A 25,143-nucleotide genomic window follows, 5' to 3' on the forward strand; every position below is an offset into this window, starting at 1 on the left:
GTCCGGGGATGAGGCCGGCCGGTGCTAGGCTTTTGCCGCCTCATCGATCAAGGCCGCGACTTCGACCGGCATCGACGCCAGCGAAGCATGGCTCGCCTTCAGCGTGATCACCTTCTTTGCGCCCAAACGGCCCGACATCCAGCGCTGGTTGTCGGGATGGATCATGTGATCCTCGCTGGAAATCTGGTACCAGCTGCTCTTGTTCTTCCATGCCGGATTGCTGATCTCGTTGCCGAATGTGCTGGCAAGCGGCGCCTTCTGGGTGATGCCCATGACCAGCCCTTCGTTGGCAGTCAGGTCCTGGCAGAAACTCTCGTGAAATTTCTCCGGCTTGACCCAGAGATAGCCGTCGCTGTCGGGTGCCAGGTTGGCGGCGGCAGCGGGCGGATTTTTGCCGGTGATGCCGCCGGGGCTCTCGCCGGCGTCAGGCGCAAACGCGGCAATATAGACAAGCCCTGTGACATTCGGCTGATTGCCCGCCTGGGTAATGACCGCGCCGCCGTAGGAATGGCCAACAAGAAGAACAGGCCCGTCGACCTGGGCAATCATCTTGCGGGTGCGCTCGGCATCGTCAGCAAGCGATGTCAGCGGCAACTCGACAGCCTTGATTGATCGATGGCCCAGACGGGCGAGTTCCACGATAACTTTGCTCCAGTGGGCCGCCCCGCCCCAGAAGCCGTGAACGAGAAGAATCGTCGGAACTTGTGCCATAAATTAATCTCCAGGTTATCGGATTGGAAATGACTGACAAGGATGGGTTATAGTCCCATCCCCATGCTCAGAAAATCCCTTTTCCATGACCGGATTGTGGCGCCGCCATCACGTCGCCAGCCGCCCCAGACCGGACAGCATCCGGGTCAACTCCGCCTGACGCCGTGTCCCCGTCTTGAGAAAAATACGCTTCAGATAGGTACGCACCGTTTCAAGCTTTAATCCAAGCTTGATCGACACGGCTTCCAGGCTTGCCCCGGAGGCCAGTTCACGCGCGACCCGCGCTTCCCCGGGGGTCAGATCGAACAGCCCGCTGAGGACGCGCATATCCGGCGCTCCGGCCGCGCAGACCGGCGTTGCGATCAGCACCGCAAAGCTTCGGGAAAAAATGTCGCGCGCATTTCTTCGAACAGGCATCAGGTGCAGGATCAGGGCCGGCGCGTTTCCCTCCGCAGCCAACGGGATGGATTGCACGTTTGACACCTGCGCGACGCTCAATTGCTCCAGCGCGGTGAGAACCAGTCCATTCGCCGCAAGGTTTTTCAACGAAATCCTGTTGCCGGCGCCAGTGCGGATGCGCGGTGCAAGCGCCTCCATATCCCCGTTCATGGCCAGAACCCGATTGTCGTCGCTGAGGACGGCGGCGGGAAGGCCAATCAATGACAGCGTCGATGTGATGCTCTGTGCCTGGCGGAAAATCATGCGCGACGAGATCAGCGCAGCGCGGGCGAGATCGCCTTTCAGGCTGTTGATGCGATCAAGCGCCTGACTTGAGAACGGCCCGTCTTCGCTGCGGGCAAGAAAATCAAAGATCAACGTGTGGCCCGAAGGTTCGGGCAAGACTGCTCCCAGCTCCAGCCAAGCCCGATCGGCCGCAGGAACGTGTTGTAGATGGCATCGTCTGCAATCTCGTCTGCGGTCATGATATCCACGTCGCGGGCAAAGGCCATCGGCGCCAACAACATGGAGCGTTCCGGGCGCGGATTATGCGGCCTCGCATCCGTCCCGGCATAGCGCTCCATTGCCTCTTCGATGTTTGGGGAACAGACCCACCGGATTGCCCCGCCGGTGTCGGCGGTCAGGATGCAGGCTGAAAAACCGCTCACCTCTTCCGCCAGACTGACGCAGACATCCGGCCAAAGCTCGGGAATGACCGCGGCTTCGTAGATTCGATCGATCAACGTCATGGCATCGGACATTATCTGCTCTTTGTTGGAGCATTTATTCGATTGTGCCTCATGGCCAACCGTTTTGCCAAGCGCAATGCGCAAACCCACCAAAAATGGGGGGATTGGTTCACCGTGCGTTCAGACGAATTCCGCCATAATTCGAGCCGATCTCTAATGACTGGTTGACGCCGCAGTCACAAAGTCCTTCATCTGTCACCAAAGAAATCGCAGAGAACCCGAATCGATGTCCACCACGCCTGCCGCCTACAACATTCCCAATCTCCTGACATATGCCCGTATTCTGGCCGTGCCGTTGATCGTCCTGTGTTTCTTCGTGGAAGGCAGACTGCAGAGTTCGGACTTCGCCCGCTGGACAGCACTGGGGCTGTTTGCCTTCGCCTCGATCACCGACTTCTTCGATGGCTATCTGGCGCGCATCTGGAAGCAGACCTCGAATATCGGCCGCATGCTCGATCCGATCGCCGACAAGCTGCTGGTGGCGTCCGTCCTGCTGCTCGTTGCCGCCGATGGCACGATTGCCGGCTGGTCGATCTGGGCTGCCATCATCATTCTCTGCCGCGAGATCCTGGTTTCGGGCCTGCGTGAATATCTCGCCGCGCTGAAGGTCAGCGTGCCGGTCACCCGCATCGCCAAGTGGAAGACGACGATCCAGATGGTGGCCATCGCCTTCCTGCTGGCAGGCCCCGCCGGCGACAAGGTCCTGCCCTACACGACCGAAATGGGCATCGGCCTGCTTTGGCTTGCCGCAGGCATCACCCTCTATACCGGCTATGACTACTTCCGCGCCGGCCTGAAGCACATGGTGGACTGATGACCAGCGTCAACCTCGTCTATTTCGCGTGGGTGCGTGAGCGGATCGGCAGGGACGAAGAAACGCTGGAGCTTCCCGACAGTGTGGTGACGGCGGGCGATCTGCTCGCCCACCTGAAGACACTCGGCGACGAATACGAGGCAGCGCTTGAGCATGAAAATGTCATCCGCGTCGCCATCAACCATGAACATGTCGAGCACGACGAAAAAATCGCCGGCGCACGCGAGATCGCTCTTTTCCCACCGATGACCGGAGGCTGAGGCCGTGGCTCCCGTCAAGGTTCGCGTCCAGCGCGACGATTTCGAACTTGCTGCGGAAGTACAGGCACTTTTGGCCGGCCGCCACGATATCGGTGCAGTCGTCACCTTTTCCGGACTTTGCCGCGACGAAGCCGGAACGCTGAGCGCGCTGGAGCTGGAGCATTATCCGGGCATGGCGGAAGCAGAAATCCGCCGCATCTGCGAAGAAGCCGTTGGCCGCTTCAGCTTGCAGGCCGCAACCGCCATCCATCGTTATGGCAAGATCGCGCCCGGCGAAAACATCGTGCTCGTCGTCACCGCCTCGCCGCACCGGCAGGCCGCGTTCGACGGCGCAAATTTCATCATGGATTTCCTCAAGACCGCAGCCCCCTTCTGGAAGAAGGAACATGCCGCCGATGGCTCCACGCGCGGCTGGGTCAGCGCCAAGGACGAGGATGACAGCGCCAGGGACCGCTGGACGAAGGATTGACTGGTCCAGCCGTCAGGGCTGAAACTGCTCCTTGCGCGTCAGCACCAAAAGCAGGACGAGGAACGAAAAGATCGCAAAATCCCGCCACAGCATTGGCCCATAGGCGCTCCAGAGCGTTTCGCTCAGGCCCATGGCGGCCGCGCCAACGGCCGCCAGCACCGGCGCCGTCTGCCCGCCGATCGCGGCAATGAACAGCACCTTGACCCCGAACACGATACCGGCGCCGAAATCCATCGTGCCATAATAGGCCGTGGCGAGAATGCCCGCGATCGCTGCCAGAAGCGAAGATAGGCCATAGGCGGCAATGAAGATGCGCCTGCCGTCGATACCGCAGAGTGCAGCCGCGCCCGCATCGTCCGACACCGCCCGCCAGGCACGGCCCCAGGCCGAGCGTGCCAGAAACAGATGCCCTGCCCCGACGAGCACTAGCATCAGCACCGTGTTCAAGAGCTGCACCACCGTCAGCGTCACCGGAAACTGCGGATCGGACCAGAGGGTCACCGGCGTATTGAGAAAAGGCGGCAGCCACAGGCTGCGCGTCTGCGCCGCGATCCGCGACAGCTCCATCAGCACCAGCGCAATGCCGAGCGAGACGACCACCACCGTATTGGCCGAGGTTGTCGCCAGCCGGTGCATGACCGAACGGCCGATCAAAAGGCCGGCCCCGAGCGTATAGACCAGCGCCGAAACAGCGCCGACAGCCAGGGCCGCTGGCAGAACCAGCCAGAGACAGTTCCAGGCAAAATCCGAAAACAGCAGAAACATCTGACCCGCAAAACCGAACAGCGCGCCATAGGTGAGGTCTGCCCGGCGGGTTACGGAAAAGGCAATGGAATAGCCGAAGGCGAGCAGCGCATAGAGAGCTGCGATAGGCAGGGCGCTGGCAAGCTGCTGCAGGAAATAGGCCATGACACATCCACTGATGACAAAATCAGTATAACTGGTAAAATACGTTTTACCAGTTAGGATATCGCATGACATTTTCCTGGACCCAGCATCGTTTTGCCGGTGGCGCGCTCGCTCTCGATGTCGCCAATTCGGTGATCCTGCGCTTTGACCCCGAGCGCCGGATCGACCGCTATGCCGATCCCGTTGCCATGCGCGACTTTGCCGCCGCGGCAAACCGGTTTTCGGTGGAGAAGGAACTATTCGGGACGCTGGAACCGGTGACGGTCGAAAACCGCGATGCGTTTCTCAATCTGCGCGAGACAACCGACCGGCATTTTCGCGCCAATGTGCTTGGCGCATCCACCGGAGCGGACCTTGCCGACCTGCTGGATGCGGCCTCCATCATCATCCGCAGGCATCCGGCAAAAACCGCACGTACGCCGCTTGATGCCGCCACAGCACGTTCGGCGCTCATGCTTGCCACGTTCACCGAACCGGAGCGGCTGAAAATCTGCCCCAATTGCCAATGGCTGTTTCTGGATCGCAGCCGCAACCGCAGCCGCACCTGGTGCGACATGACAGTCTGCGGCAATCGTGTGAAGGCAAACCGCCACTACCGGCGCCAGAAGAAGGAACTTGCCACATGACCAGCACACGCTTCGCCATGGTCCTTCTTGCCGCACTTGCGGGTCTTTCCGGCTGTCAACGCGAAACCGGACCGGACCCACTCGAACTCACCGGCAAGATGTTCGTCTTCAACTACCGCCTCGCCTATGCCACCTACATGATCACGCTGACGAAGACCGAACAGGTCGCCGATGGCAGCACGGTTACCGCCACATTCGAAGACCCATCGGGCGGCCCGCCCCTGACGCTTGACCGCAAGTTGTTTCCAAAACTCGACAAAGTGGTTCTCGAAAGTCCGGATGTCACCTGCGTGAAAAAGCAAAAACCCTATGCGGTGACCATCGAGGTCAAAGGTCCTGACGGCACTGTGCTGCAGACACTGAAGACCTCGGTCATCTCCAATCTCGACCAGGATATCATGCCGGCCGAAGCCCTGGTCGTCGGCCCGGCCTATGACAAGAACCCGGATGTCTTCAAGAACGGCAAGGCGCCAGAACATTTCCAGACGGCGAAATGCCCGGTTTGAAGCACCAAAACGTAAAAAGCCGGAGCGTTTCCGCACCGGCTTTTCTTCATTCATTTCAAGTCCTTCGGGCCAAAACCCTCAGGAATTGATTCAGCCGACGATTTCGGTGTCGGAGAACCAGTACTTGATTTCCTGGGCAGCGGTTTCCGGAGCGTCCGAACCGTGAACCGAATTTTCGCCGATCGACAGGGCGTGGGTCTTGCGGATCGTGCCTTCGTCGGCGTTGGCCGGGTTGGTCGCGCCCATGATTTCGCGGTTCTTCAGGATGGCGCCTTCGCCTTCGAGAACCTGAACGATCGTCGGGCCGGAGGTCATGCCTTCAACCAGTTCGCCGAAGAAAGGACGTTCCTTGTGAACAGCGTAGAAGCCTTCAGCTTCGCGGGTGCTCATCCAGACACGCTTGGAAGCGACGACGCGCAGACCTGCGTCTTCGAGCATCTTGGTGATGGCGCCCGTCAGGTTACGCTTGGTTGCGTCCGGCTTGATCATCGAAAATGTGCGTTCAATCGCCATTGTCTCAATTCCCTTGGTTTCCATAATCGGCGGCTTTTCCGCGAATTTGGCGGTTCAATAGCCGCCAAATCCGCGCAAAACAAGGGGGGCGGCGAAGTTTCACGCTGCTGTCACAGAGCGCCCGGCACCGTTATGGAGATCGAGGCAGCGCTCGAACCAGTCAAGGACCGGATCGCCCGGCTCAAGGATCGTCTTCGGCGAGACGATGCGCGACCATTGCAGCGGACCAAAGACGATATAGTCGGCAAACAGCGGCGTTTCGCCACCGATGAACGGCTGTTTCTTCAGTGTGGTGCGCAATGGCTCCAGCTTGGCGGCAAAGGTTTTCAGTTCACCGATCCCGGTTTCGGCGACCGCTTCCAGGCTCATCCCGAAGCGGGGTTCGCGCGAGGTGCGGAAAAATGCCTGGTCGGCCGGAGCAAGGCTGTCGTGGATATCCATCAGGATGATCCGGACAAGGGCCGGATGCAATGTCAGCTGCGACCAGCTTTCGACGAACCGTGCCATTGCCTGACCGCCCTCGCCGCCAAACAGCGATGGACGATCCGGATAGACATTGTCCAGATAGAGTGCGATGTCGAAACTGTCGCGAACCAACTGGTCACCGTCGCGCAGCACAGGCACCAGTGTCGTCGCGCCGTTTTCGATCGTCGGTATCTGCGTGAACCCGACCGCCTTGGTATAGTAGTCGAGCCCCTTGTGGGAGAGCGACAACATCGTCTTCCAGACATGCGGCGAAAACGGCCGGCTCTTGTCAGCGCCGCAGAGTGCGTAAAGGGTTCTATTCATGCCTGACCTCATCGATGGTGCGTGATCCGAGCCTTATTCGAAACCGGCAATCACGAACAATCAAATCAGTAAATTTCATGGGTCGCATCACCCACCGCGATGCGAATTGGCGCTAGACTGCAGAGAATCCTGGAGAACCGCGATGCTTGATCACTACAAGATGTTTGCCGACTACAACCGCTGGGCCAACCGCTTGGTCTATGAGGCCGCCGGCAAGCTTGACGACGCGCAGTATCGCGAAAACAAGGGGGCCTTCTTCGGCTCGCTGCATGCGACGCTCAACCATGTGCTATCGGCCGACCGGATCTGGATGAAACGCTTTACCGGCAGCGGCGAAGCGCCGAAAACACTCGACGGCATCCTGTTTGATAATTTCACCGCGCTATCGGCTGCTCGCGCTGCCGAGGACGATCGCATCGTCGCCTTCATCGCCGGTCTCAGCGAAGACGCGCTTGCCGGCCGCTTTACCTATACGCCGGTCAGCACCCCCGCTCCCGTCACCCAGCGCCTCGCCCCGCCACTTGCCCATTTCTTCAACCACCACACCCACCATCGCGGCCAGTGCCATATGACGCTGACGGCGCTTGGGGCACCGAGCCTTGGATTGGACATGAGCTATTTCCTGCGCACGCCGGAATTCCGGCATTACGCAGACTGACTCAACCAGCGGAAATCATTCGGCTCTTCGCGTCAGTCACATCAATGTCACAAGGCTTGAGCAAGTCAGCCGCGTCATAGTCCCTTCATATTTTAAGAATGGAGCAGGACAACACCATGGATTGGTATCCCATCGAAGCGCTTGAGGCCGGCAAACTGGCTGTTCTGCATTTTGAAAACCAGGGCGAACAGCGCTGGGTCGGATATATCCACGGTGACGGCATCTGCCATTGGCCGGAAAATGTGTCGGGCCGCCGCCCCGATGGCTGGCAGGATTTGTCCGCCCTGTTTGCAACGCTGCCCAAAAGCGCAAAGCAGATCGTCTCGGCATCCCTCTGACGCCTGCCCGGTTATGCGGCCCTGCCCTTGGCGGGCCGCAACGCCAGATATTCCCATATAGCGACAATGAAAAGAACCGCAGTCGCGGTGATCTGGATGACGTAATTGCTGCTGAACGGCACCAGCACGGCGCTTGCCGTCAGCAGAACCAGCCCGGCGATATGCGAGACCGGGATTTTCCGCGCAACCGCCATTTTCACCCAGATATTGCCCGCCAGAAACAGGATCGGGCCACCGATCATCGCCAGCGCATTTTTCAAAGAGCTATCCTCCTGCGCATGCGACAGGCTGAAATCCTCGCCGACTGCCGTCAGGATGATACCGGCAATGATCGGCAGGTGGCCGTAGGTGAACAGATTATGGGCCACGCTCTCCGGCCGCGAAGTGTTCTCCGCCTTGTCGGCCGCATCCGCCTGCCCGTGGTGGAAATAGATCCACCACATGAAACCGGTGCTCAGAAACGCGCTGCAGAACACGGCGAAGGTCGTGTTCGAGTTCATATGTTCAGCGGCGTTCTTGCCGGTCGTCAGGATCGCCTCGCCAAGGCAGATGATCACGAACAGGGCGCAACGCTCGGCCATGTGCTCGCCCGAAACATCCAGCGTTTCCGGTGGCGACTTTCCAAGCCCCGGCACGGCGTAGCGAAGTGCGGGCAACGCATAGTCGATGGCAACAGCCAGGCTCCACAAGGCGATCCGGCCTTCTAGGTCCATCATCGCGCCCGCCAGCCAGAAGACCGCCGAGGCCAGCGACCAGAGCGTGATCCGCACGAATGTGGTGAATGCGGCATCATCGACGCCGCGATAGGCGTAAAGCGTGAAGAGCGAACGGCCGGTCTGCATGGCGCAGTAGATCAGCGCAAACATCACCCCGTGCGCGCCAAAGGCTTCCGGCAGAGCAAGCGCTAAAAGCACGCCGCCGAACATCAGGCAAAACAGCATCAGCCGGACAGCCTCCCTGCCGGTGTGCAGCAAATTGGTCACCCAGGTAGTGTTGATCCAGACCCACCAGATCGCCAGCACCAGAAGCGCCGATTCAAAGGCGGCGGTCGGCCCGAAATCGGAAGCGAGCGTATGCGAGAGCTGCACGAGCGCAAAGACGAAGACGAGATCGAAGAACAGTTCTGGAAAGCTGGCGCTGGTCTGGTCCGGCTCTTCGGTGCGCAGCCAATTCGAACGTTTAAGCGGCATGAGACGCTCCGTGCTCGACGTTGACGCCGATTTTTTCACCGCTGCTTTTCACCCGACCATCCTGCGCAAGATATGTTCCCGCCTGCGGGGCATATAGAGCGCTGCCCTCTGCAGGCAACGGCGCAGTTCAAGGCGGCCCGGCAGTTGTGCCTGGGGTGAAACGCTCGCGCCTTTGACAGTCTTTTAATCCCGATGGTTTATCAGCAATGTCTTGCAACCACCGCGCATCAAGCGGTTTTGTGAAGGATAGGCTATGACGGACAAGCCCCAGCTCGATGGCAATCAGGCGCAGAATGCCGCGATCCTGCTCAAGGTCGCCCAGACCATGGCAAAGCTTGGCGTCGCGCCCTTTCCGCGCAATTACGAGCTGTTCTATGAGGCTCTGTCGGGCCACAATCCGCAGCTCAGCCGGGAATTTGCAGCCCTTGGCGCTCACCCCCAGCAAAACCAGATCGAACAGCTCGGCGTCAAATATCATCTCTCCGGGTTTGCCGCGATCGAGGCCGATACGATCCGCGCCGATACCGCCCGTTCGATCTCCGCGGTCAGCCATGCCTTGAAGGACAGCATCGCCAAGAAGGAGGTCTTTGCCGCGATGCTGCGTAGCTTCATCACCCGGCTGGAAACCGATCCCGTCGCCGGCATGTCCGATTTCGCCGACGATGCCGCGCGCCTGCGCGACGCGGTTGCGGTGTTCGAGCGGGAGGAAAAAGCTTTTGCCGCTGCCATGAACGAGACGGTGACGCAGCTTGGCGGCATCGACAGCGATATCGAAGCGATGCGCAAGGCCGCGACCCGCGATCCCATCACCGGCCTGCCCAACCGCATAGCCTTCTCGGCCAAGCTGACGGCGCTCTATGACGACGGCAAGGCTGTTGGCCCGGCAGCTTTGGCGCTTGTCACCGTTGAAGGCCTGCGCGAGATGGGCGAGCGCCATGGCGCCGCGGCCGTCGAGAAGGCACTGAAGAAGTTGGCGCCGGAATTCCGCAAGTCCGTCAAGAAGAACGATTTCGTCGCCCGCATCGGCACCGACGAGTTCGCCTTCGTCTTCCACGACGTTTCGGCCGATAACGCCGAAGCCATCGCCCAGCGCATCTGCGCCTCGGTCGAAGGCGTGCAGGTCGCCCTGCCGAACCGGGCGTTCACGACGCAGACCCTGTCGCTCTCCACCGGCATTTCCATGGCCTTTACCGCGTCGGGCGGCGTCGATCTGTTCACCCAGGCCGAGCTTGCGCTCAGAGCCGTACGCAGCGGCGGCAAGCCCGGTACATTGGTGTTCTCGGCCGCGATCGGCGGCCGGATAAAAAAAACCTACGCTCCACACGTCGCCTGATCAGTGTGCGGCGCGGCAAACCCTTGCCTTCTCGGCTGAGTTCGGCCAAAACGCCGCCATGATCACGCTCAATAACGTTTCGGCCCGCATCGTCGGACGCCTTCTCATCGACCAGGCCACGGTTGCGCTGCCGGCCGGCATCAAGGCTGGCCTCGTCGGCAAGAACGGGGCTGGCAAGTCGACCCTGTTCAAAATCATCACCGGCGACATGGAAGCCGAAACCGGCTCGGTTTCGATCCCCAAGAACGCCCGTATCGGCCAGGTGGCGCAGGAAGCCCCCGGCACCGAGGAGCCGCTGCTCGAGATCGTGCTGAAGGCCGACAAGGAGCGCGAGGCGCTGCTGGCCGAAGCGGAGACCGCGACCGATCCGCACCGCATTGCCGAAATCCATATGCGGCTTGCCGATATCCAGGCGCATTCGGCCGAATCGCGCGCCGCCAGCATCCTGGCCGGTCTCGGCTTCGATGCGGCCGCGCAGTTGCGGCCGGCCTCGTCGTTCTCCGGCGGCTGGCGCATGCGCGTCGCTCTGGCGGCCGTCTTGTTTTCCGAGCCGGACCTGCTTCTGCTCGACGAGCCGACCAACTATCTCGACCTTGAAGGCACGCTGTGGCTTGAGGATTACATCGCCAAATATCCGCACACGGTCATCATCATCAGCCATGACCGCGATTTGTTGAACACCGCGGTCAACGCGATCATCCATCTCGACCAGCAGAAGCTGACCTTCTATCGGGGCTCCTACGACCAGTTCGAGCGTCAGCGCGCCGAAGCCAACGAGTTGCAGGCCAAGGCAAAGGTAAAGAACGATGCGGCGCGAAAGCACCTGCAGTCGTTCATCGACCGCTTCAAGGCCAAAGCATCAAAGGCCCGCCAGGCGCAGTCGCGCGTCAAGGCGCTGGAGCGCATGGGGACGGTCTCGGCCGTCATCGAAGATCATGTTCAGGGCTTCAAGTTCCCTGATCCGGAAAAGGAAGCGGCCTCGCCGATCATCGCGCTGGAAAACGGCACCGTCGGTTACACGCCGGGCAAGCCGATCCTGCAGCATCTGTCGCTCCGGATCGATACGGACGACCGCATCGCGCTGCTCGGTTCGAACGGCAATGGTAAATCGACCTTCGCCAAGCTGATCTCCGGCCGTCTTCCCGCGACCGGCGGCTCGGTGCAGGTGGCACCGGGACTCAAGATCGGCTTCTTCGCCCAGCATCAGCTTGACGACCTGATCCCCGAACATGATGCAGTCGAGCATGTGCGCCAGCGCATGCCGGGTGCGACCGAGGGCAAGGTGCGCGCCCGCGTCGCCCAGATGGGGCTTGCCACTGCCAAGATGAGCACGCCTGCCAAGGATCTCTCTGGTGGCGAAAAAGCCCGCCTGCTGATGGGGCTTGCCGCGTTCGATGCGCCGAACCTTTTGATCCTCGACGAACCGACCAACCATCTGGATATCGACAGCCGCAATGCGCTGATCCAAGCGCTGAACGAATATACCGGCGCCGTCATTCTGATCTCGCACGACCGGCACCTGATCGAGGCGACGGCCGACCGGCTGTGGCTGGTGAAAGACGGCACCGTCTCCAACTATGACGGCGACCTTGAAGACTATCGCTCAACCATCGTCCAGAGTTCGCGCGGCAAGGGCAACAAGGACAAGGGCGCAGCCGTCGAAGACAACCGGTCCAAAGCCGAGCAACGCAAGGCCGCAGCCGACAAGCGGGCGGCATTTGCCCCCTTGAAGAAAAAGATCAACGATATTGAATCCTTGACGGCAAAGCTGGAGAAACAGATTCAGGTTCTCGACAAGGAGCTTGAAGACCAGGACCTCTACGAGAAATTTCCAGCCAAGGCAGCGGCCAAGGTCAAGGAACGCGCAGAGGTCGTCAGCAAACTGTCCAAGGCCGAAGAGCACTGGATGGAACTGTCGACCGAGTATGAAGAGGCGATGGCGAGCTGATCGACGGCCCCATCGGGGCGTGGACTTGCTATCAGGATCGGCGCTGCCTGCAACAGAGGCGCGACGCGCCTCAGGCCGCGAAGGTGTATTTTCAACGCGAATTACCACAAACACCACTTTGCGGCAATTCAAGCGGATCCCCTCATATTTATCGAACTGGCTAGCGGGCATCCGCCCGACTCGGTATATCTAGGCAATGTGCTTAGGGGGAAGATGACATGACAACGCCAAATAGACGCCACCGGTCAACTTCCCGGCTTCGTACACGCTCTGCCATCGGGCTGGGGCTGGCGGCTCTGTTGACACAAGTCTCTGCCGCTTATGCGGATGAAGGGGGCATCAGCGTCTATCTGCCAGGTTTCTATGGCAGCTTTGCTTCCGCGCCGACGGAACCGGGTTGGTCACTTGCAACCGTCTACTTCCACACGAGCGTCGATGCCGGGGCAGACGCGGCTTTCCCCCGCGGTGGCGGAGGTCAGGTCGACGTCGGCCTTGAGGGACGGAGCGATGCGGTGTTTTTCGTTCCGACCTACACCTTCGCGGAGCCTGTTCTGGATGGTGCGCAGGCCTCGGTCGGGATGCTGTTGCCCGTGCTGCGCAGCCGGGCACAAGTCGATGCGACGCTGACCGGCCCTCTCGGCGGGACTATTTCCGGAAGCCGCAGCGACACATTGACCGCATTTGGAGACATTGCGCCGTTCGGAACGCTGAAATGGAACGACGGCGTCAACAACTACATGGTCTACACGACTGTGAGCCTGCCAGTCGGGTCCTATGATGCCGATCGCATCGTCAATGCCGGGTTCGGGCATGCTGCCATCGATTCAGGCGTGGGCTATACCTATTTCAATCCCGCGTCCGGCAATGAATTCTCGATCACAGGCGGCCTGACCTACAATTTCGAAAATCCCGACACGGACTATAAAAACGGGATCGATGGCCATATCGACTGGGCTGCCTCGCACTTCCTCAATGAACAGCTCCATGTGGGGGTCGTCGGCTATGCCTTTCAGCAATTGAGTGGCGATAGCGGCGAAGGCGCTTCTCTCGGCGACTTCAAGTCGCGTGTGTTCGGCATTGGGCCACAGGTCGGATACAAATTCGCCGTCAGCGACGAGACGGCAGGCTATGTCAATCTGAAAGGCTTTTACGAGTTCGGGGCGAAGAACCGTCCAGAGGGTTGGAATACCTGGCTCACCTTGAGCTTTTCGCCCGCCAGCAAGCCCAAGGCGAATTAGCGTCCGCTGGATCAACCCGGCAATGCCCGATGATGGCGGCTTGCGGCGCGTTCCGGCTGGGTGATCGCAAAAGTCAGCCGGGCAATTTCACTGCGCAGCCGGCTTTGCGGCTGCATGCATTCCACGCCCAGGTTCTGAGGGGAACCAGTCCCGTCTCCTACCCGTGCGCGCATCTTGGCATTCACGCTGCCAACGGCCGTTTCCTGCCCGGGATGGTCATGGCCATGACGCCGGCGATCACGCAGGCAAGCCCCACCAAGGCTGTGCTGCTGATGCTCTCCCCCAGATAGATGACGCCGATCGCGACCCCGATGGGCACGCGCAGATAGGCCTGTGCGGTCGTGCCGACGGAACCAAGCGTGTGCACCAGCCGGAAATAGATGACAAAGGCCAGCGCCGTCGAAAACACCGAGAGGCACAGAAGCGCGAGAATGGAGGCTACGGAAGGCGCCAGCGTCCATGGCCGGTCGATGACAAAACTGAGCGGCATCAGGATGAAAGCACCGCAGATCAGCGATCCCGCCGCAGGCATCATCGGATCGAGAGCCTTGAAGCCGCGGCCGAAGATGGCGGCACCGGCATAGCAGATCGTCGCGGCGACGATCGCAAGCTGGGCCGGTATTTGTTCACCCGCCCCGTTCAACGCCCCGAGGCCAACGACCAGGGTAATTCCCGCGATACCCGCGACAACGCCAAAAAGCTTGCGTCCCGTCACCGGTTCGTGACGCGTCAACAGCGCCGTCAGCAGAAAGGCGAAGATCGGTGTGGTCGAATTGAGGATCGCCGCCAGACCGGCATCGACGGTTTTTTCCGCCCAGGCAATCAGGGTGAAGGGAATCGCGCTGTTCAGGCACGCCTGAAACAGGAACCGGCCCCATGTCGCCCTGTCCTTTGGCAGAGAGAGCCCCCGAAAATGCAGAACCACCAGCAGCAACAAGCCGGCGATCAGCGTGCGGGTGGCAATCAGCGTGATCGGGGGAATGGTCTCCACACCGATCTTGATGAAAGTGTAGGAAGCACCCCAGAGCGTTGCGAGCCCCAGCAGCAGCGCCAGCTCTTTCCTCAGGTTTATCGTGTCCGCAGTCATGATCGTCTCGCCTCAGAGGAATTGTCAAATTCCATCCTGTTATAGCGACCGTAACGCCGGAATGCTTCGATGAACACCGAAGTGTAAAAGCTCGTTTGCGGGAACTCAATTAGCCACAGGCAAAGCCATCTTGTTTACCGGGCGAATTTTCGCGCACCGGCGACGCACAGAATGACCGCGACGGTGACCGCCAGCATCATGGAACTCACCGGCTCATGCAAAAGGGTTGCCGCCAGCGCCAGACCAAAGAACGGCTGCAGCAATTGCAACTGACCGACCGCAGCGATGCCGCCTTGTACAAGGCCACGATACCAGAAGATGAAACCAATCAGCATGCTGAACAGCGACACATAGGCAAGGCTGAGCCAGGTGGGCAATGCGACATCAGAGAATGTCGGTGGCATAAAGGCAATCGACAGGGCGATCATCACCGGCAGCGACAGGACGAGCGCCCAGGAGATCACCTGCCAGCCGCCGAGCGTCCGCGACAGTCTCGCCCCTTCGGCATACCCGAGCCCGCAGACGATGATGGCGGCAAGCATCAGTCCATCGCCTACGGGTGACGACGCGCCGCCCTGCAGCAGAGCAAAACCGGCCACCACTGCACTGCCGAGTACGGAGAATATCCAGAAGGCCGGCTTCGGTCGCTCGCCACCGCGCAGAACGCCGAAGATCGCCGTCGCCAATGGCAGCAGGCCGACGAAGACGATGGAATGCGCCGAGGTGACATACTGCAGCGCCAGTGCCGTCAGCAGCGGAAAGCCGGCGACCACGCCGAGGGCAACCACTATCAGCGAGATGATATCGTTTCGCGACGGCCGCTTCTGCCGGAAGACGACAAGCAGGCAGAGAGCCAGGACACCGGCAATCGCCGCGCGCGCCACCGTCAGGAATACCGGATCCAACTGCATCACCGCCACGCGGGTCGCGGGCAGCGAGCCACTGAAGATCACCACGCCGATCAATCCATTGATCCACCCGCTCGCCACCCGGTCCATCCGACACTCCTTCGTTTTCCCCTTATCGGCGGCGGTGGCTGGCAAAGCCAGCGACACTCCTATACAGTTTGGCAAAACTGTTATGGTATCGGATCACATACAGATGGCTGACGAAACGAAGAGCGGCACCCGGATAGCCATGGTCATCGCCACGATCAGGCAACGTATCGCGGGCCGCAGCCTGACATCAGGCGACAAGCTGCCGTCGATCCGTGCGTTTGCACGGACGTTGCAGGTCTCCACCTCCACCGTGGTCGAGGCCTATGACCGGCTCGCTGCTGAAGGAGTGATCCAGCCGCGTCCCGGCTCCGGGTATTATGTGGCAAGCCAGGCCGCCCCGTTTGCCGTGTCCGAAGCCGGGCCGAAGCTGGACCGGGCGGTCGATCCCTTCTGGGTGTCGCGCCAGTCGCTCGATGCAGCCAGCGATGATCTCAAGCCGGGATGCGGTTGGTTGCCGCCCTCCTGGCTGCCGGACGACGGCATGCGCCGCGCCTTGCGAACCCTGTCGCGCGCCGACGGCCCCTCGCTCGCCGACTATGGCACGCCGCTTGGCCTGCCACCGTTGCGCCAACTGATTGCGCGCCGAATGGGCGATCACGGCATCGACGCCTCGCCGGGCCAGATCATGCTGACGGAATCGGGAACCCAGGCGCTGGATCTCCTGTGCCGGTTTCTGCTCGAGCCGGGTGATACCGTCTTGATTGACGATCCCTGCTATTTCAATTTTCATGCGCTGCTGCGTGCCCATCGCGCCCGCATCGTCAGCGTTGCCTACACGCCCACAGGCCCGGATATCGAGCAATTCGCGAGGGTGCTGCAGGAGCACAAGCCGCGGCTCTACATCACCAATTCCGCCATTCACAACCCGACCGGGGCGACGCTGTCGCCGGTGACGGCGCACCGGGTGCTCAAACTCGCCGAACAGGCAGGGTTGACCATCATCGAGGACGATATCTTCGCCGATTTCGAGCATGTGGCCGCCCCAAGGCTGGCTGCCTTCGACGGGCTTGAACGCGTCATCCATATCGGCAGCTTTTCCAAGACGCTGTCGGCATCGGCGCGCTGCGGCTTCATCGCCACCCGCCCGGACTGGATCGAAGGACTGATCGACCTGAAGATCGCCACCACATTCGGCGGTGGCCCCCTGACCGCCGAACTGGTGCTGAATGTGCTGCGCGACGGCAGCTACCGGAAACACATGGAGGGGCTGCGCCTGCGCCTTTCCCGCGCCATGGCTGACGTCTGCGCCCGGTTGAAGAACCTTGGGCTCGTCCCGTGGATCGAGCCGCAGGCCGGGATGTTTCTATGGTGCCAGTTGCCGGATGGCCTTGATGCGGCAGAGATCGCCCGCGAAGCGCTGGCCGGCAACATCGTCCTTGCCCCCGGCAACGTCTTCAGCCTGTCGCAGTCGGCCACCAGCTTTCTGCGGTTCAATGTCTCCCAGTGCCAGGACGGCCGCATTTTTGAGGTCCTGCGAAAGGCAATCGCGCGGCAGCGCTAACCGGCCACCCGCAAATCTCAGGCGTCCTGCGATTGTGCGGCGGGCAGCTCCTCCTCGTCCGCGGCGGTTTTCTCTGTGCCGAAAATTTGGCGCGGAAAAAGCGGAACAATCAGCACCGGCAACAGCACCAGAAGATAGAAGAATGCCAACGGGCCGAAATGCTCCGCCATCAGTCCGGCGAGCACCGGTCCGGCGATGATTGCAAGCGACAGAACGAAAAACACCGTTCCCGCTCCCACCGACGGCCGGTCCCGGAAGAGCGATATGCCCCAGACGAGGAACCCGTTTCCCGGGGCGATGGACGAGACGCCGAACAGAATGGCTGACGTGAACACGGCAGCCGGATTGCCTGGCGCCACGGTAAGCAGCAAGTAGGATAGGCCGCAGACAGGCATGCTGATCGCAAGCAAGCCCCGGACACCAAACCGCCGCACCGCCTCCCCCGTGAACATCGCCGGCAGTCCGGCGACACCGAGCAGAACCCAGAAGAGCCGGTCGGCCGGGAAGGACATGCCGCCGGTCGAGACGATGAGGTCGACGGCGAAGGTCAGATAGGTGCTCAGAAGCAATCCATAGACAAAAAGCGACAGATAGAGCGGCAGACATATGGCGCGCAAAAATAGCCCCGGACGGAGAGGCAACCTTGCCTGCCCCCCTTCTCGGTGCAGCCGGTCCTCGGGAAGAAGCCAAGCCTGCCACAGCGTCACGGCGAGGCCAATGACGCCCATGGCGATCCAGACCTGCTGCCAGGACGATTGCAGCCAGTAGGCCGCCAATCCGGTGACAATCAGGCCGGGTGCCGCGCCAGCGTTGACCGCCGCAATGGCCCGCGTCTTCCATCGCGCCGACAGCCAGGCTTCGATTGCCTCGAACATCGCAGGCGACAGGATGCCACCACCGATCCCGGCAAGGACGATGCCACCAGCCGCGACTTCAAAGCGTGTCGCAAGACCGGTTAGCAGCAGGCCGCAGGTGGTGATCAGGCCCGCCGCGACAATCACGGTCCGCGGCCGGAAATAGATGGCGCTCGCCGAAGCAATGACGGTTGCCAGAAGATAGACGGCGGTATTGAGGCTTGCGATCAGGGCAAGATCGACAGTGCCAACATCGAAGTCCGTGCGAATGGACGGCAGGAAGAGGCCATAGGCATATCGCCCCATGCCATAGGTAACGCTGACCATGGCCACACAGCCGGCGATGAAGGGGAATGAAAATCCGTCCGGTGCGCGCTGCATGCCCTGTCTTTCAAATCCATTTTGCCGTGATGGCTTGCAGTGGGATATTCAGCATTGTTTCGCTTCGTGAAAGCGCATAATTCTATCCGTAACTGTTAGTTTTATTTGAAGCTCCGCTCATGGTTCGACACATTCCCGGAACGCGCTCGCTGCAGGTGCTCGAACTGGCCGGGCGGCATCTCAACTTCACCCGTGCCAGCGAGGAATTAAAGCTCACGCCCGCGGCCGTCAGCCACCAAATCAAGGAACTCGAGGCGCAGCTTGGCGTGACGCTGTTCGTCCGCAAGGGACGGTCGCTGGAACTTACCCGGGCCGGAGAAATCCTCTGCGAAGCCGCCTCCGACGCGCTGGCAAGCCTTAGAAGTGCTGCCAGCCAGGCCCGGAAAAGCCAGGAGCAGCACAAATTCCGCCTCAACGTCACAGCACCGACCTCGATTGCGGCGAAGTGGCTGGTGCCGCGGCTGGATCGGTTCGCAGCGAAGGAACCCAACGCCGAAGTCCGCCTCAACGTCACCTGCGACGTGCAGGATTTCGACCGGGACGAGGTCGATGTGGCGATACGCTTCGGACCCGGCGTCTATCCCGGCCTGCAGGCCGGCCGGCTGTTCGAGCACGTCATCTTTCCGGTCTGCAGTCCCGCACTGCTGCAGCGCGGCGCGGCCGTCTCAACGCCTGAGGATATTCTCCGCTATCCGTTGATCCACCAGTCCTGGAGCGGACAGGGCGTCGTCTGGCCAGACTGGGGCATGTGGATGCTGGCGGCAGGCGTCGATGGTTTCGATCCGCAACCGGGTTTGCTCTACAAGGATACCCATCTTGCCCTTCAGGCGGCGATCGACGGCCGGGGCATAGCGCTTGGCGACGAGGCGCTGGTGGCGGACGATCTTGCTGCGGGCCGGCTGGTGCGTCCGTTCGCCTTGTCGATTGCAGGACCGCCCGGCTTTGCCTATTTCGTCCTCTCGCCTCTGAAAGCGAGCCCGCTGGCCGCAAGCTTTCGAAGTTGGCTGCATGTGGAGGCGGGCCGCACCGCCTGAACCGGCATCCACAAGCAAACACTAAAATTTTACCAAAACCTTTAAGTCACCGTTCAAATGGAGGCTTTAACTTTCCGTTCCATGAAACACGAATCGCAAAATGCCTTCCGGTTCCGGCGCGTCAAATGGGGCGATCCCAGGCACGCGATGAATGCGCTGCGCAACAAGGAGCCGGTTTTCATCGAGGAGGAACCGGCGTCAAACCGCCTGTTCTGGACCCTCGTCGTGCTTCTGGTGATTGCGGTGTTCGTCAGCATCGTCATCTTCGGCAGCCATCGCAACCTGCCGTTTTGGAACTGACGCGCCCTATCCCAACTCGAAAGTGGTAATTCCGTAGATCTGACCGAGCGGCAGGTCCGGCGCAGGGCCGCGATACATCCGCGCCGTTTCGAAGACCGGCTTTAGATTGTAGCGATCACACAGCGCGCGGGCGGCCGCGTTCGGCTCGGGAATATCCAGATAAACCTGGCCACCGCCGACACTGGTCACCAGCTTGCGGAAAATCAGATCGGCGTTCGTTTCGCTGTCGGCAAACAGCGGACCGATCTTGTGACCCTCGCGGCAGGCGCGAATCGTCCCGTAACCAACGACTTCGGAATTGCGCAGGAGAGCAAAGCTTTCGCGCGTATCCATGGCTTTCAGCCATTCGCGCAGGAACGCATCTCTGCGCACCGGATTGAACCGCGCGTCATAATCGGCCAGCATCGGCACAAGGACGGGCGAGACAGAAACCAGTTCCGTGCCGGGCGGCTCGGTGCAGACAACCTCGCCGCCGTAGCGGAAATTGGCATGAGCATAGGCAAACCCGGACTTGCGGTAATTGTCCTGCTGGGCCACCACCCCATCCAGCCCCACCGTTCGGCTGCCTGCCTCCGAAAGCGCCCTTTGCCATAGCGCCAGACCGATCCCCTGCCCGCGATAATCGGGATGGGCCATGTAAAAACCCAGAAAGGCATAGGTTTCGTCGTAGCGCACCAGCGACAGTGCCGCAGCCATGGTGCCATCCTCTTCGGCAATCCAGTAGCCGTCCGGATCCGCCGCCCAAAACGCCGGCGCATCGTCGAAACCGGGGTTCCAGCCCTCCGTCGCAGCCCAGTCTATCAGGATATCGAGATCGGCGCGGCTGGCTTTTCGAATGATCGGGGACATGGCGACTCCTGTTTCAAAATGCAGACTACCCAAATAGCGCAGCTTGGCTATTGTCCACCACCGGCAAAGACGATTGTCTGCAAGTCATCGTTTACAGACTGCGACAGCCGCTTGCCCGGAACCGTCTTTCTGCTACAAAGCCCACCATAAAAGTCATACAAATCGAGCGACACATCATGAGCCCCATTCATATCTCGATCGTTGGCGTCGGCAAGATCGTCCGCGACCAACACCTTCCCTCCATCGCCAAGAATGCCGACTACAAGCTGATCGCCGCCGCCAGCCGCCATGGCGTCGTCGATGGCATCGACAATTTCAAGTCGATCGAGGCGATGCTCGACGCGGTTCCGGCCATCGATGCCGTCTCGCTCTGCATGCCGCCGCAGTTTCGGTATGCCGCCGCCCGTACGGCACTCGAAGCAGGAAAGCACGTCTTCCTCGAAAAGCCGCCAGGTGCGACCCTGAGCGAAGTCGCCGACCTTCAAGCGCTTGCGGATTCGAAAGGCCTGTCGCTGTTTGCCAGCTGGCACTCGCGTTATGCGCCCGCTGTCGAGGCAGCCAAGGCCTTCCTGGCTTCAACGAAGATCAACGATGTCAAGGTGATCTGGAAGGAAGACGTGCGCCACTGGCATCCGAACCAGGACTGGATCTGGGCCGCCGGCGGTCTCGGCGTCTTCGACCCGGGCATCAACGCCCTGTCGATCGTCACCCATATCCTGCCGAACCCGCTGTTCATCACCTCGGCAACGCTGGAATTCCCGGAAAACCGCGATGCGCCGATCGCTGCCTCGATCGTCTTCAGCGACGCCAACAACCTGCCGGTCTCGGCAGAATTCGACTGGCGCCAGACCGGCCATCAGAGCTGGGACATCGTCGCCGAAACCGATGCCGGCATGATGGTTCTCTCCGAAGGCGGCGCAAAACTGTCGATCGACGGCAAGCTGGTGCATGACGAACCGGAGCAGGAATACCCAGCGCTTTACGCCCGCTTCGCCGAAATCATCAAGGCGAAGACGTCGGACGTCGATCTCTCCCCGCTCCGCCACGTCGCCGACGCCTTCATGCTCGGACGGCGCAAATTCGTCGACGCGTTTTTCGATTGAGTCTTCAGTCTGCCTCCAACATCAAAGGGGCCGTGAAGCGATCCGCGGCCTCTAACTGAATGTGGAACCAACGCATATTTTGAGATCGAACCGCTTGCAGCACAAACATTCAGCTGCCGCCGGATGCCCATTTTGCAACAACGGCACGATGTCCGCTTTCGGCCCTGAGCGGACACCGGGGAGTTCGGCATCGCAATTGCAGAGTTAGGCCGCAATGCCCCGCGGCCTAACTTGTTGTTGATGGTATGTTCAGCAATCCTCGCCTATAGCTCAGACGGTTAGGGTTTCCCCGTCGGCTGGGATGAGCAGGCTTCCCGCGAAACCGCGTCTGTCGGCAAAATCTTTCAGATCAGCACGGCTGAGGATGCAATGGTTGATCGCCTCCATGTGCGTCGCGACGATCTTGGCTGCCGGGGCGGCCTTATGGACGGCCAAGACGTCTTCGCGTCCCATTATGATCGGGTCCAACCCGAGCACGACGGCGTTGCCCGTGTTGAGGATGATCACATCTGGCTTGTGCTGGGCCATACTGCTTGCGACGAAGCTGTTCCAAACGGTATCGCCTGCGAGATAGATCGTCTTCTGATCTGGATGGCTGAACACGACGCCGCAGACCTTTCCGAGGACCTCACCTGCAACAGCAAGTGTTGCATCCGAGCCGTGCTGACCTTCAGTCTTTGTCAGTTTCACGCCCTTGAACTCCGACGTGCCCGAAAGCACACGGACATCGCTGAAACCATCCTTCCTGATCAGCGCGGCATCCGTATCGTTCTGGGCGTAGATGGGCAGAGACTTTGGCAGTTTCGATTTCGCCGCTTCGTCCCAGTGATCGGGATGTAGATGGGTGACGATGGCTGCGTCGACATCGATGATCCTGTCTATGGGCATCGGCAGTTCGACGAGCGGGTTGCGAAGCTGGCTATGGGCCGTTCCAGGAAAACCCGGAAACGCGCCCTTGTCGGATAACATCGGGTCGACGAGGAACCGTGCTCCACCGTATTCGACGAGAAGGGTCGCGTTGCGGACCTGGGTGATTTTCGCGTTGCCGCCTTTGGTCGCGGTCTCGGCCAGGGAGAGAGAGGGCGATATCAACGACGAGGCAAGGGCCGCGCCGCCGATCATCAGCGTATGTCGTCGTGTTACGGAGTTCGTTTTGATATTCATGACAGGCTCTTTCGATCAGTTTTTGCTCTGCGAGGCGAGTTCGGCGGCAGACAGCACCTGGCCATAGGCGAACGCGAGTGCCGACATGTAGGCTGCGTGGACCTTGGCGGCGGAAACGACTTCACCTCTGAACTCGACATCGCGTGTGGCGCAGGCATCTTCGACAATGGTAGTACGGTAGCCGAGATCGACTGAGGCCCGTGCGGTTGCGTCGATGCACATATGGCTCATCGCGCCGACCAGAACGACATCCTCTACTGCCGAGGCATTGAGGACGCCGGCAAGGTTCGTTTCGCGAAACGCATTGGGGTAATTTTTTGTAATCACCGTCTCGCCTTCAGCCGGGGCGATCGCCGGAATAAACTCCGTGCCCTCGGTTCCGATAGCGAAGAACGGTGCTTCTGCGGGGCTCTCATGCCGGACATGGATGACGATGTCACCCTTGTTCCGGGCAGCCTCTACAACCTGCGTCGCCTTTGATACTGCCGCATCGATCCCCACCAGCGGAAACCGGCCCGAACCCAGATAATCCTTTTGGAGGTCGATGATGACCACTGCGCGTTTGCCCATCAGGCATCTCCTTTTCTGAAGTGATGAGCTAGAATAGTCGCGTCATTTGCACCATGTGAGTGGCGGTAATGACAAATGGCGGGTCGATATGGACAACGATGAGCTCATTCCTGAGATAGGCATTGTAGACTACGAGGGCGCACAGACAGCCTCGGTGCTCGGGATGACCGACCTCTTGGCCGCCGCCGAGGCTCGTGCGCGCGAGCGAGGCGGCGGCAACCAGTTAAGACTAAGAATTAGCCATTGGCGCACAGCTGCAGGCCAGAGTGCACCCGAGAGAACCTACGACACCCTGCCGGGAGCACTTGGACACCCAACGGTGATCATTGTTCCGCCCGGATTGGGCGATCTGCCTCCGACGGCCGAGGCAGAGGTCTATGCGGATTGGCTTCGCGAGCAACACGCCAAGGGCTCGGTTCTCGGTTCGGTCTGCAAGGGAGCATTCCTTCTAGGCGAGACGGGACTTTTTGCGGGGCGAACGGTCACGACCCACTGGACCTATGAGGAACAACTTGTCCGAACGTTTCCCGGCGTCTCGATCAACACGGACAGGATCATCATCGACGACGGTGATATTCTGACAGCCGGCGGCGTGATGGCCTGGATCGACCTCAGTCTCAAGCTGATCGAACGCTTTCTCGGTCCTAGCGTGATGTTGGATACTGCTCGTGCATTCTTGGTCGATCCCCCCGGTCGAGAGCAAAGCTACTATAGCGCCTTTTCTCCGCGCCTGAACCATGGTGACGCGGCCATCCTGAAGGTCCAGCATTGGCTTCAGGCCATTGAAGGAAAAGAGACCAGGCTAGGTGTCCTTGCCGAACAGGCTGGTCTTGAAGAGCGCACCTTCATGCGCAGGTTCCAGAAGGCTACCGGCCACACCACAGGCGAATATGTGCAGCGCCTGCGCATGCATAAAGCCCGCGATCTCCTGCAGTTTACCCAAGACCCCGTCGGTACGGTCGCCTGGAAAGTGCATTACATCGATCCGAGCGCGTTTCGAAAAGTATTCAATCGGATTGTCGGTCTCACTCCGGCGGAATACAGACAGCGATTTCGAGGTGGATTGTAGCTTGCGCCACGGCAGTCCCGATTTTTTGCTCCCAGTCGAGTTGGATCGAAGCTTCAAATACCCCGAGATATCCGGCCATTGGTTCGCAACGACATAGGCAGATCATGCAGTCCCATTGTTGCTGTCTCGACCATACAGAGCCGTCGACTTCAGTTTCAATGTCCGGTATTGGGCGCAAAGCCGACGTGATGCCGTCGACTTTCATGACCGCTTCCTGCAACAATACGCCTTCCACGTTCAAGCCAGAGGCTAACGGCACGATCCTTGGCCTCTTCGATTGATGCCCGAAAGCATCACGCCTTCTTCACCCAGCGCCCGTCCTGATTCTGCTGCCAATAGGTCAGCGTGTGCCCCTCGCCCTTCAGCACCTTCCAGTGCGCCCGCGCCCCTTCCAGCTGTTCCTGATCGTATCCATCGAACATGAACACCACCCGTTCATAGTCGCCGACCGGTGGCGGCATGGCGCCGTCGATGATGAAGCGGACGGTGGCGGCGTTGCCGTTCCCCTCGCCTGCCGTCAGGAGAATCGGCTGGTCGCCCGAAAACTCCGTCGCATCGGTGCCGTGCGGCAGGAAACTGTCATCCCGATAGGTCCACAGATGACTGTCGAGCATGTCGCGGCGCTCGTCGTTCAGCGTCTGGACGACGACACGCCAGCCGCGCTCGACACAACGGTCGAGCAACGGCGGCAGCGCGTCTTCGAGCTTGGATTCTGTCAGGTGGTAGAACAGGATTTCGGTCACG

General features: G+C 60.4%; 30 protein-coding genes. 15 read left to right on the forward strand and 15 right to left on the reverse strand.

Annotation, left to right across the window (positions count from 1 at the left end; translation table 11 throughout):
- Positions 1-24 precede the first annotated feature (24 nt).
- From ASD36_RS00375 to ASD36_RS00385, 3 genes are all read right to left on the reverse strand, one after another.
- Entirely contained in the window at positions 25-711 is a 687-nt protein-coding gene (locus ASD36_RS00375; RefSeq protein WP_060503501.1) for an alpha/beta hydrolase, read from the reverse strand.
- 108 nt (positions 712-819) lie between these two features.
- Positions 820-1,551 carry a helix-turn-helix transcriptional regulator gene (locus tag ASD36_RS00380; RefSeq protein ID WP_156393790.1) on the reverse strand — a complete coding sequence of 244 codons (732 nt, stop codon included), beginning with the start codon at positions 1,549-1,551 and terminating at the stop codon, positions 820-822.
- Positions 1,524-1,910 (reverse strand): hypothetical protein, encoded by a 387-nt coding sequence (locus tag ASD36_RS00385; protein ID WP_060503503.1) that lies wholly within the window; start codon positions 1,908-1,910, stop codon positions 1,524-1,526. Before ASD36_RS00385 ends, ASD36_RS00380 begins: the two co-directional genes overlap by 28 nt.
- A gap of 214 nt (positions 1,911-2,124) precedes the next feature.
- On the opposite strand from ASD36_RS00385, the gene pgsA reads away from it, so the two are divergent.
- Genes pgsA through ASD36_RS00400 form a run of 3 tightly spaced genes read left to right on the forward strand, consistent with a single transcriptional unit; the run spans position 2,125 to position 3,441 of the window.
- Positions 2,125-2,712, forward strand: coding sequence for a CDP-diacylglycerol--glycerol-3-phosphate 3-phosphatidyltransferase (pgsA, locus tag ASD36_RS00390; RefSeq protein WP_060503504.1), 588 nt, complete (start codon positions 2,125-2,127; stop codon positions 2,710-2,712).
- The gene (gene moaD, locus ASD36_RS00395; RefSeq protein WP_060503505.1) at positions 2,712-2,972 is read left to right on the forward strand and encodes a molybdopterin converting factor subunit 1; all 261 of its coding nucleotides are present in this window, start codon (positions 2,712-2,714) and stop codon (positions 2,970-2,972) included. Before pgsA ends, moaD begins: the two co-directional genes overlap by 1 nt.
- A 4-nt stretch (positions 2,973-2,976) precedes the next feature.
- Positions 2,977-3,441 carry a molybdenum cofactor biosynthesis protein MoaE gene (locus tag ASD36_RS00400; protein ID WP_060503506.1) on the forward strand — a complete coding sequence of 155 codons (465 nt, stop codon included), beginning with the start codon at positions 2,977-2,979 and terminating at the stop codon, positions 3,439-3,441.
- 12 nt (positions 3,442-3,453) lie between these two features.
- Here ASD36_RS00400 and ASD36_RS00405 read toward each other — a convergent pair whose 3' ends face one another.
- Positions 3,454-4,350 carry a branched-chain amino acid ABC transporter permease gene (locus tag ASD36_RS00405; protein ID WP_060503507.1) on the reverse strand — a complete coding sequence of 299 codons (897 nt, stop codon included), beginning with the start codon at positions 4,348-4,350 and terminating at the stop codon, positions 3,454-3,456.
- A gap of 65 nt (positions 4,351-4,415) precedes the next feature.
- Between ASD36_RS00405 and ASD36_RS00410 the strand changes: the two genes are divergently transcribed.
- Together ASD36_RS00410 and ASD36_RS00415 are read left to right on the forward strand one after the other, a co-directional pair.
- Positions 4,416-4,976: a CGNR zinc finger domain-containing protein gene (locus ASD36_RS00410; protein ID WP_060503508.1), complete on the forward strand. Its 561-nt coding sequence runs from the start codon at positions 4,416-4,418 to the stop codon at positions 4,974-4,976.
- A complete protein-coding gene (locus tag ASD36_RS00415) occupies positions 4,973-5,482 on the forward strand; it encodes a hypothetical protein (RefSeq protein WP_060503509.1) in 510 nt (169 codons plus the stop codon). The genes ASD36_RS00410 and ASD36_RS00415 overlap by 4 nt, the downstream gene beginning before the upstream one ends.
- 90 nt (positions 5,483-5,572) lie before the next feature.
- On the opposite strand, the gene ndk is transcribed toward ASD36_RS00415, so the two are convergent.
- Positions 5,573-5,995: a nucleoside-diphosphate kinase gene (gene ndk / locus ASD36_RS00420; RefSeq protein WP_037108924.1), complete on the reverse strand. Its 423-nt coding sequence runs from the start codon at positions 5,993-5,995 to the stop codon at positions 5,573-5,575.
- Between the two features lie 99 nt (positions 5,996-6,094).
- Positions 6,095-6,784, reverse strand: a complete 690-nt coding sequence (locus ASD36_RS00425; RefSeq protein WP_060503510.1) for a glutathione S-transferase family protein — start codon at positions 6,782-6,784, stop codon at positions 6,095-6,097.
- A gap of 142 nt (positions 6,785-6,926) precedes the next feature.
- On the opposite strand from ASD36_RS00425, the gene ASD36_RS00430 reads away from it, so the two are divergent.
- Positions 6,927-7,442, forward strand: coding sequence for a DinB family protein (locus ASD36_RS00430; RefSeq protein ID WP_060503511.1), 516 nt, complete (start codon positions 6,927-6,929; stop codon positions 7,440-7,442).
- Positions 7,443-7,558: 116 nt separating this feature from the next.
- A complete protein-coding gene (locus ASD36_RS00435; protein ID WP_060503809.1) occupies positions 7,559-7,780 on the forward strand; it encodes a hypothetical protein in 222 nt (73 codons plus the stop codon).
- Positions 7,781-7,791: 11 nt separating this feature from the next.
- On the opposite strand, the gene ASD36_RS00440 is transcribed toward ASD36_RS00435, so the two are convergent.
- Complete coding sequence (locus ASD36_RS00440) at positions 7,792-8,970, reverse strand: low temperature requirement protein A (RefSeq protein ID WP_060503512.1); 1,179 nt, start codon at positions 8,968-8,970, stop codon at positions 7,792-7,794.
- Positions 8,971-9,223: 253 nt separating this feature from the next.
- Between ASD36_RS00440 and ASD36_RS00445 the strand changes: the two genes are divergently transcribed.
- From ASD36_RS00445 to ASD36_RS00455, 3 genes are all read left to right on the forward strand, one after another.
- Positions 9,224-10,303, forward strand: a complete 1,080-nt coding sequence (locus ASD36_RS00445; RefSeq protein WP_060503513.1) for a GGDEF domain-containing protein — start codon at positions 9,224-9,226, stop codon at positions 10,301-10,303.
- A gap of 58 nt (positions 10,304-10,361) precedes the next feature.
- Entirely contained in the window at positions 10,362-12,251 is a 1,890-nt protein-coding gene (locus ASD36_RS00450; protein ID WP_060503514.1) for an ABC-F family ATP-binding cassette domain-containing protein, read from the forward strand.
- Between the two features lie 218 nt (positions 12,252-12,469).
- Positions 12,470-13,489, forward strand: coding sequence for a transporter (locus ASD36_RS00455; protein WP_060503515.1), 1,020 nt, complete (start codon positions 12,470-12,472; stop codon positions 13,487-13,489).
- Between the two features lie 181 nt (positions 13,490-13,670).
- Here the strand turns inward: ASD36_RS00455 and ASD36_RS00460 are convergent, their stop codons facing one another.
- On the reverse strand, positions 13,671-14,576 hold the full coding sequence (locus ASD36_RS00460; protein ID WP_060503516.1) for an EamA family transporter: 906 nt from the start codon (positions 14,574-14,576) through the stop codon (positions 13,671-13,673).
- Between the two features lie 134 nt (positions 14,577-14,710).
- Positions 14,711-15,574 carry a DMT family transporter gene (locus ASD36_RS00465; RefSeq protein WP_060503517.1) on the reverse strand — a complete coding sequence of 288 codons (864 nt, stop codon included), beginning with the start codon at positions 15,572-15,574 and terminating at the stop codon, positions 14,711-14,713.
- Between the two features lie 82 nt (positions 15,575-15,656).
- Here ASD36_RS00465 and ASD36_RS00470 point away from each other — a divergent pair, with 82 nt between their 5' ends.
- Positions 15,657-17,075 carry a PLP-dependent aminotransferase family protein gene (locus tag ASD36_RS00470; protein ID WP_060503518.1) on the forward strand — a complete coding sequence of 473 codons (1,419 nt, stop codon included), beginning with the start codon at positions 15,657-15,659 and terminating at the stop codon, positions 17,073-17,075.
- Positions 17,076-17,092: 17 nt separating this feature from the next.
- Here the strand turns inward: ASD36_RS00470 and ASD36_RS00475 are convergent, their stop codons facing one another.
- Positions 17,093-18,310 carry an MFS transporter gene (locus tag ASD36_RS00475; protein WP_060503519.1) on the reverse strand — a complete coding sequence of 406 codons (1,218 nt, stop codon included), beginning with the start codon at positions 18,308-18,310 and terminating at the stop codon, positions 17,093-17,095.
- 119 nt (positions 18,311-18,429) lie between these two features.
- Here ASD36_RS00475 and gcvA point away from each other — a divergent pair, with 119 nt between their 5' ends.
- Complete coding sequence (gene gcvA, locus ASD36_RS00480; RefSeq protein ID WP_060503520.1) at positions 18,430-19,344, forward strand: transcriptional regulator GcvA; 915 nt, start codon at positions 18,430-18,432, stop codon at positions 19,342-19,344.
- Positions 19,345-19,425: 81 nt separating this feature from the next.
- Entirely contained in the window at positions 19,426-19,644 is a 219-nt protein-coding gene (locus ASD36_RS00485; RefSeq protein WP_060503521.1) for a hypothetical protein, read from the forward strand.
- A 6-nt stretch (positions 19,645-19,650) separates the two neighbouring features.
- Here ASD36_RS00485 and ASD36_RS00490 read toward each other — a convergent pair whose 3' ends face one another.
- Complete coding sequence (locus ASD36_RS00490; protein WP_060503522.1) at positions 19,651-20,493, reverse strand: GNAT family N-acetyltransferase; 843 nt, start codon at positions 20,491-20,493, stop codon at positions 19,651-19,653.
- Positions 20,494-20,669: 176 nt separating this feature from the next.
- On the opposite strand from ASD36_RS00490, the gene ASD36_RS00495 reads away from it, so the two are divergent.
- On the forward strand, positions 20,670-21,596 hold the full coding sequence (locus ASD36_RS00495; RefSeq protein ID WP_060503523.1) for a Gfo/Idh/MocA family oxidoreductase: 927 nt from the start codon (positions 20,670-20,672) through the stop codon (positions 21,594-21,596).
- Between the two features lie 270 nt (positions 21,597-21,866).
- Here the strand turns inward: ASD36_RS00495 and ASD36_RS00500 are convergent, their stop codons facing one another.
- Both ASD36_RS00500 and ASD36_RS00505 read right to left on the reverse strand, forming a co-directional pair.
- The gene (locus ASD36_RS00500; RefSeq protein WP_082512058.1) at positions 21,867-22,760 is read right to left on the reverse strand and encodes an MBL fold metallo-hydrolase; all 894 of its coding nucleotides are present in this window, start codon (positions 22,758-22,760) and stop codon (positions 21,867-21,869) included.
- A 15-nt stretch (positions 22,761-22,775) separates the two neighbouring features.
- A complete protein-coding gene (locus ASD36_RS00505; RefSeq protein ID WP_060503524.1) occupies positions 22,776-23,330 on the reverse strand; it encodes a cysteine hydrolase family protein in 555 nt (184 codons plus the stop codon).
- Positions 23,331-23,385: 55 nt separating this feature from the next.
- Between ASD36_RS00505 and ASD36_RS00510 the strand changes: the two genes are divergently transcribed.
- Positions 23,386-24,399: a helix-turn-helix domain-containing protein gene (locus ASD36_RS00510; RefSeq protein ID WP_060503525.1), complete on the forward strand. Its 1,014-nt coding sequence runs from the start codon at positions 23,386-23,388 to the stop codon at positions 24,397-24,399.
- Here ASD36_RS00510 and ASD36_RS30420 read toward each other — a convergent pair.
- Positions 24,356-24,604, reverse strand: coding sequence for a hypothetical protein (locus ASD36_RS30420; protein ID WP_156393791.1), 249 nt, complete (start codon positions 24,602-24,604; stop codon positions 24,356-24,358). The two genes, ASD36_RS00510 and ASD36_RS30420, sit on opposite strands and share 44 nt — an antisense overlap.
- A gap of 88 nt (positions 24,605-24,692) precedes the next feature.
- On the reverse strand, positions 24,693-25,142 hold the full coding sequence (locus ASD36_RS00515) for a DNA polymerase III subunit chi (RefSeq protein ID WP_060503526.1): 450 nt from the start codon (positions 25,140-25,142) through the stop codon (positions 24,693-24,695).
- Between the last annotated feature and the right edge of the window lies 1 nt (position 25,143).

Origin of the sequence: Rhizobium sp. Root1334, assembly GCF_001426665.1 — a bacterium.
Classification (GTDB): domain Bacteria; phylum Pseudomonadota; class Alphaproteobacteria; order Rhizobiales; family Rhizobiaceae; genus Pararhizobium.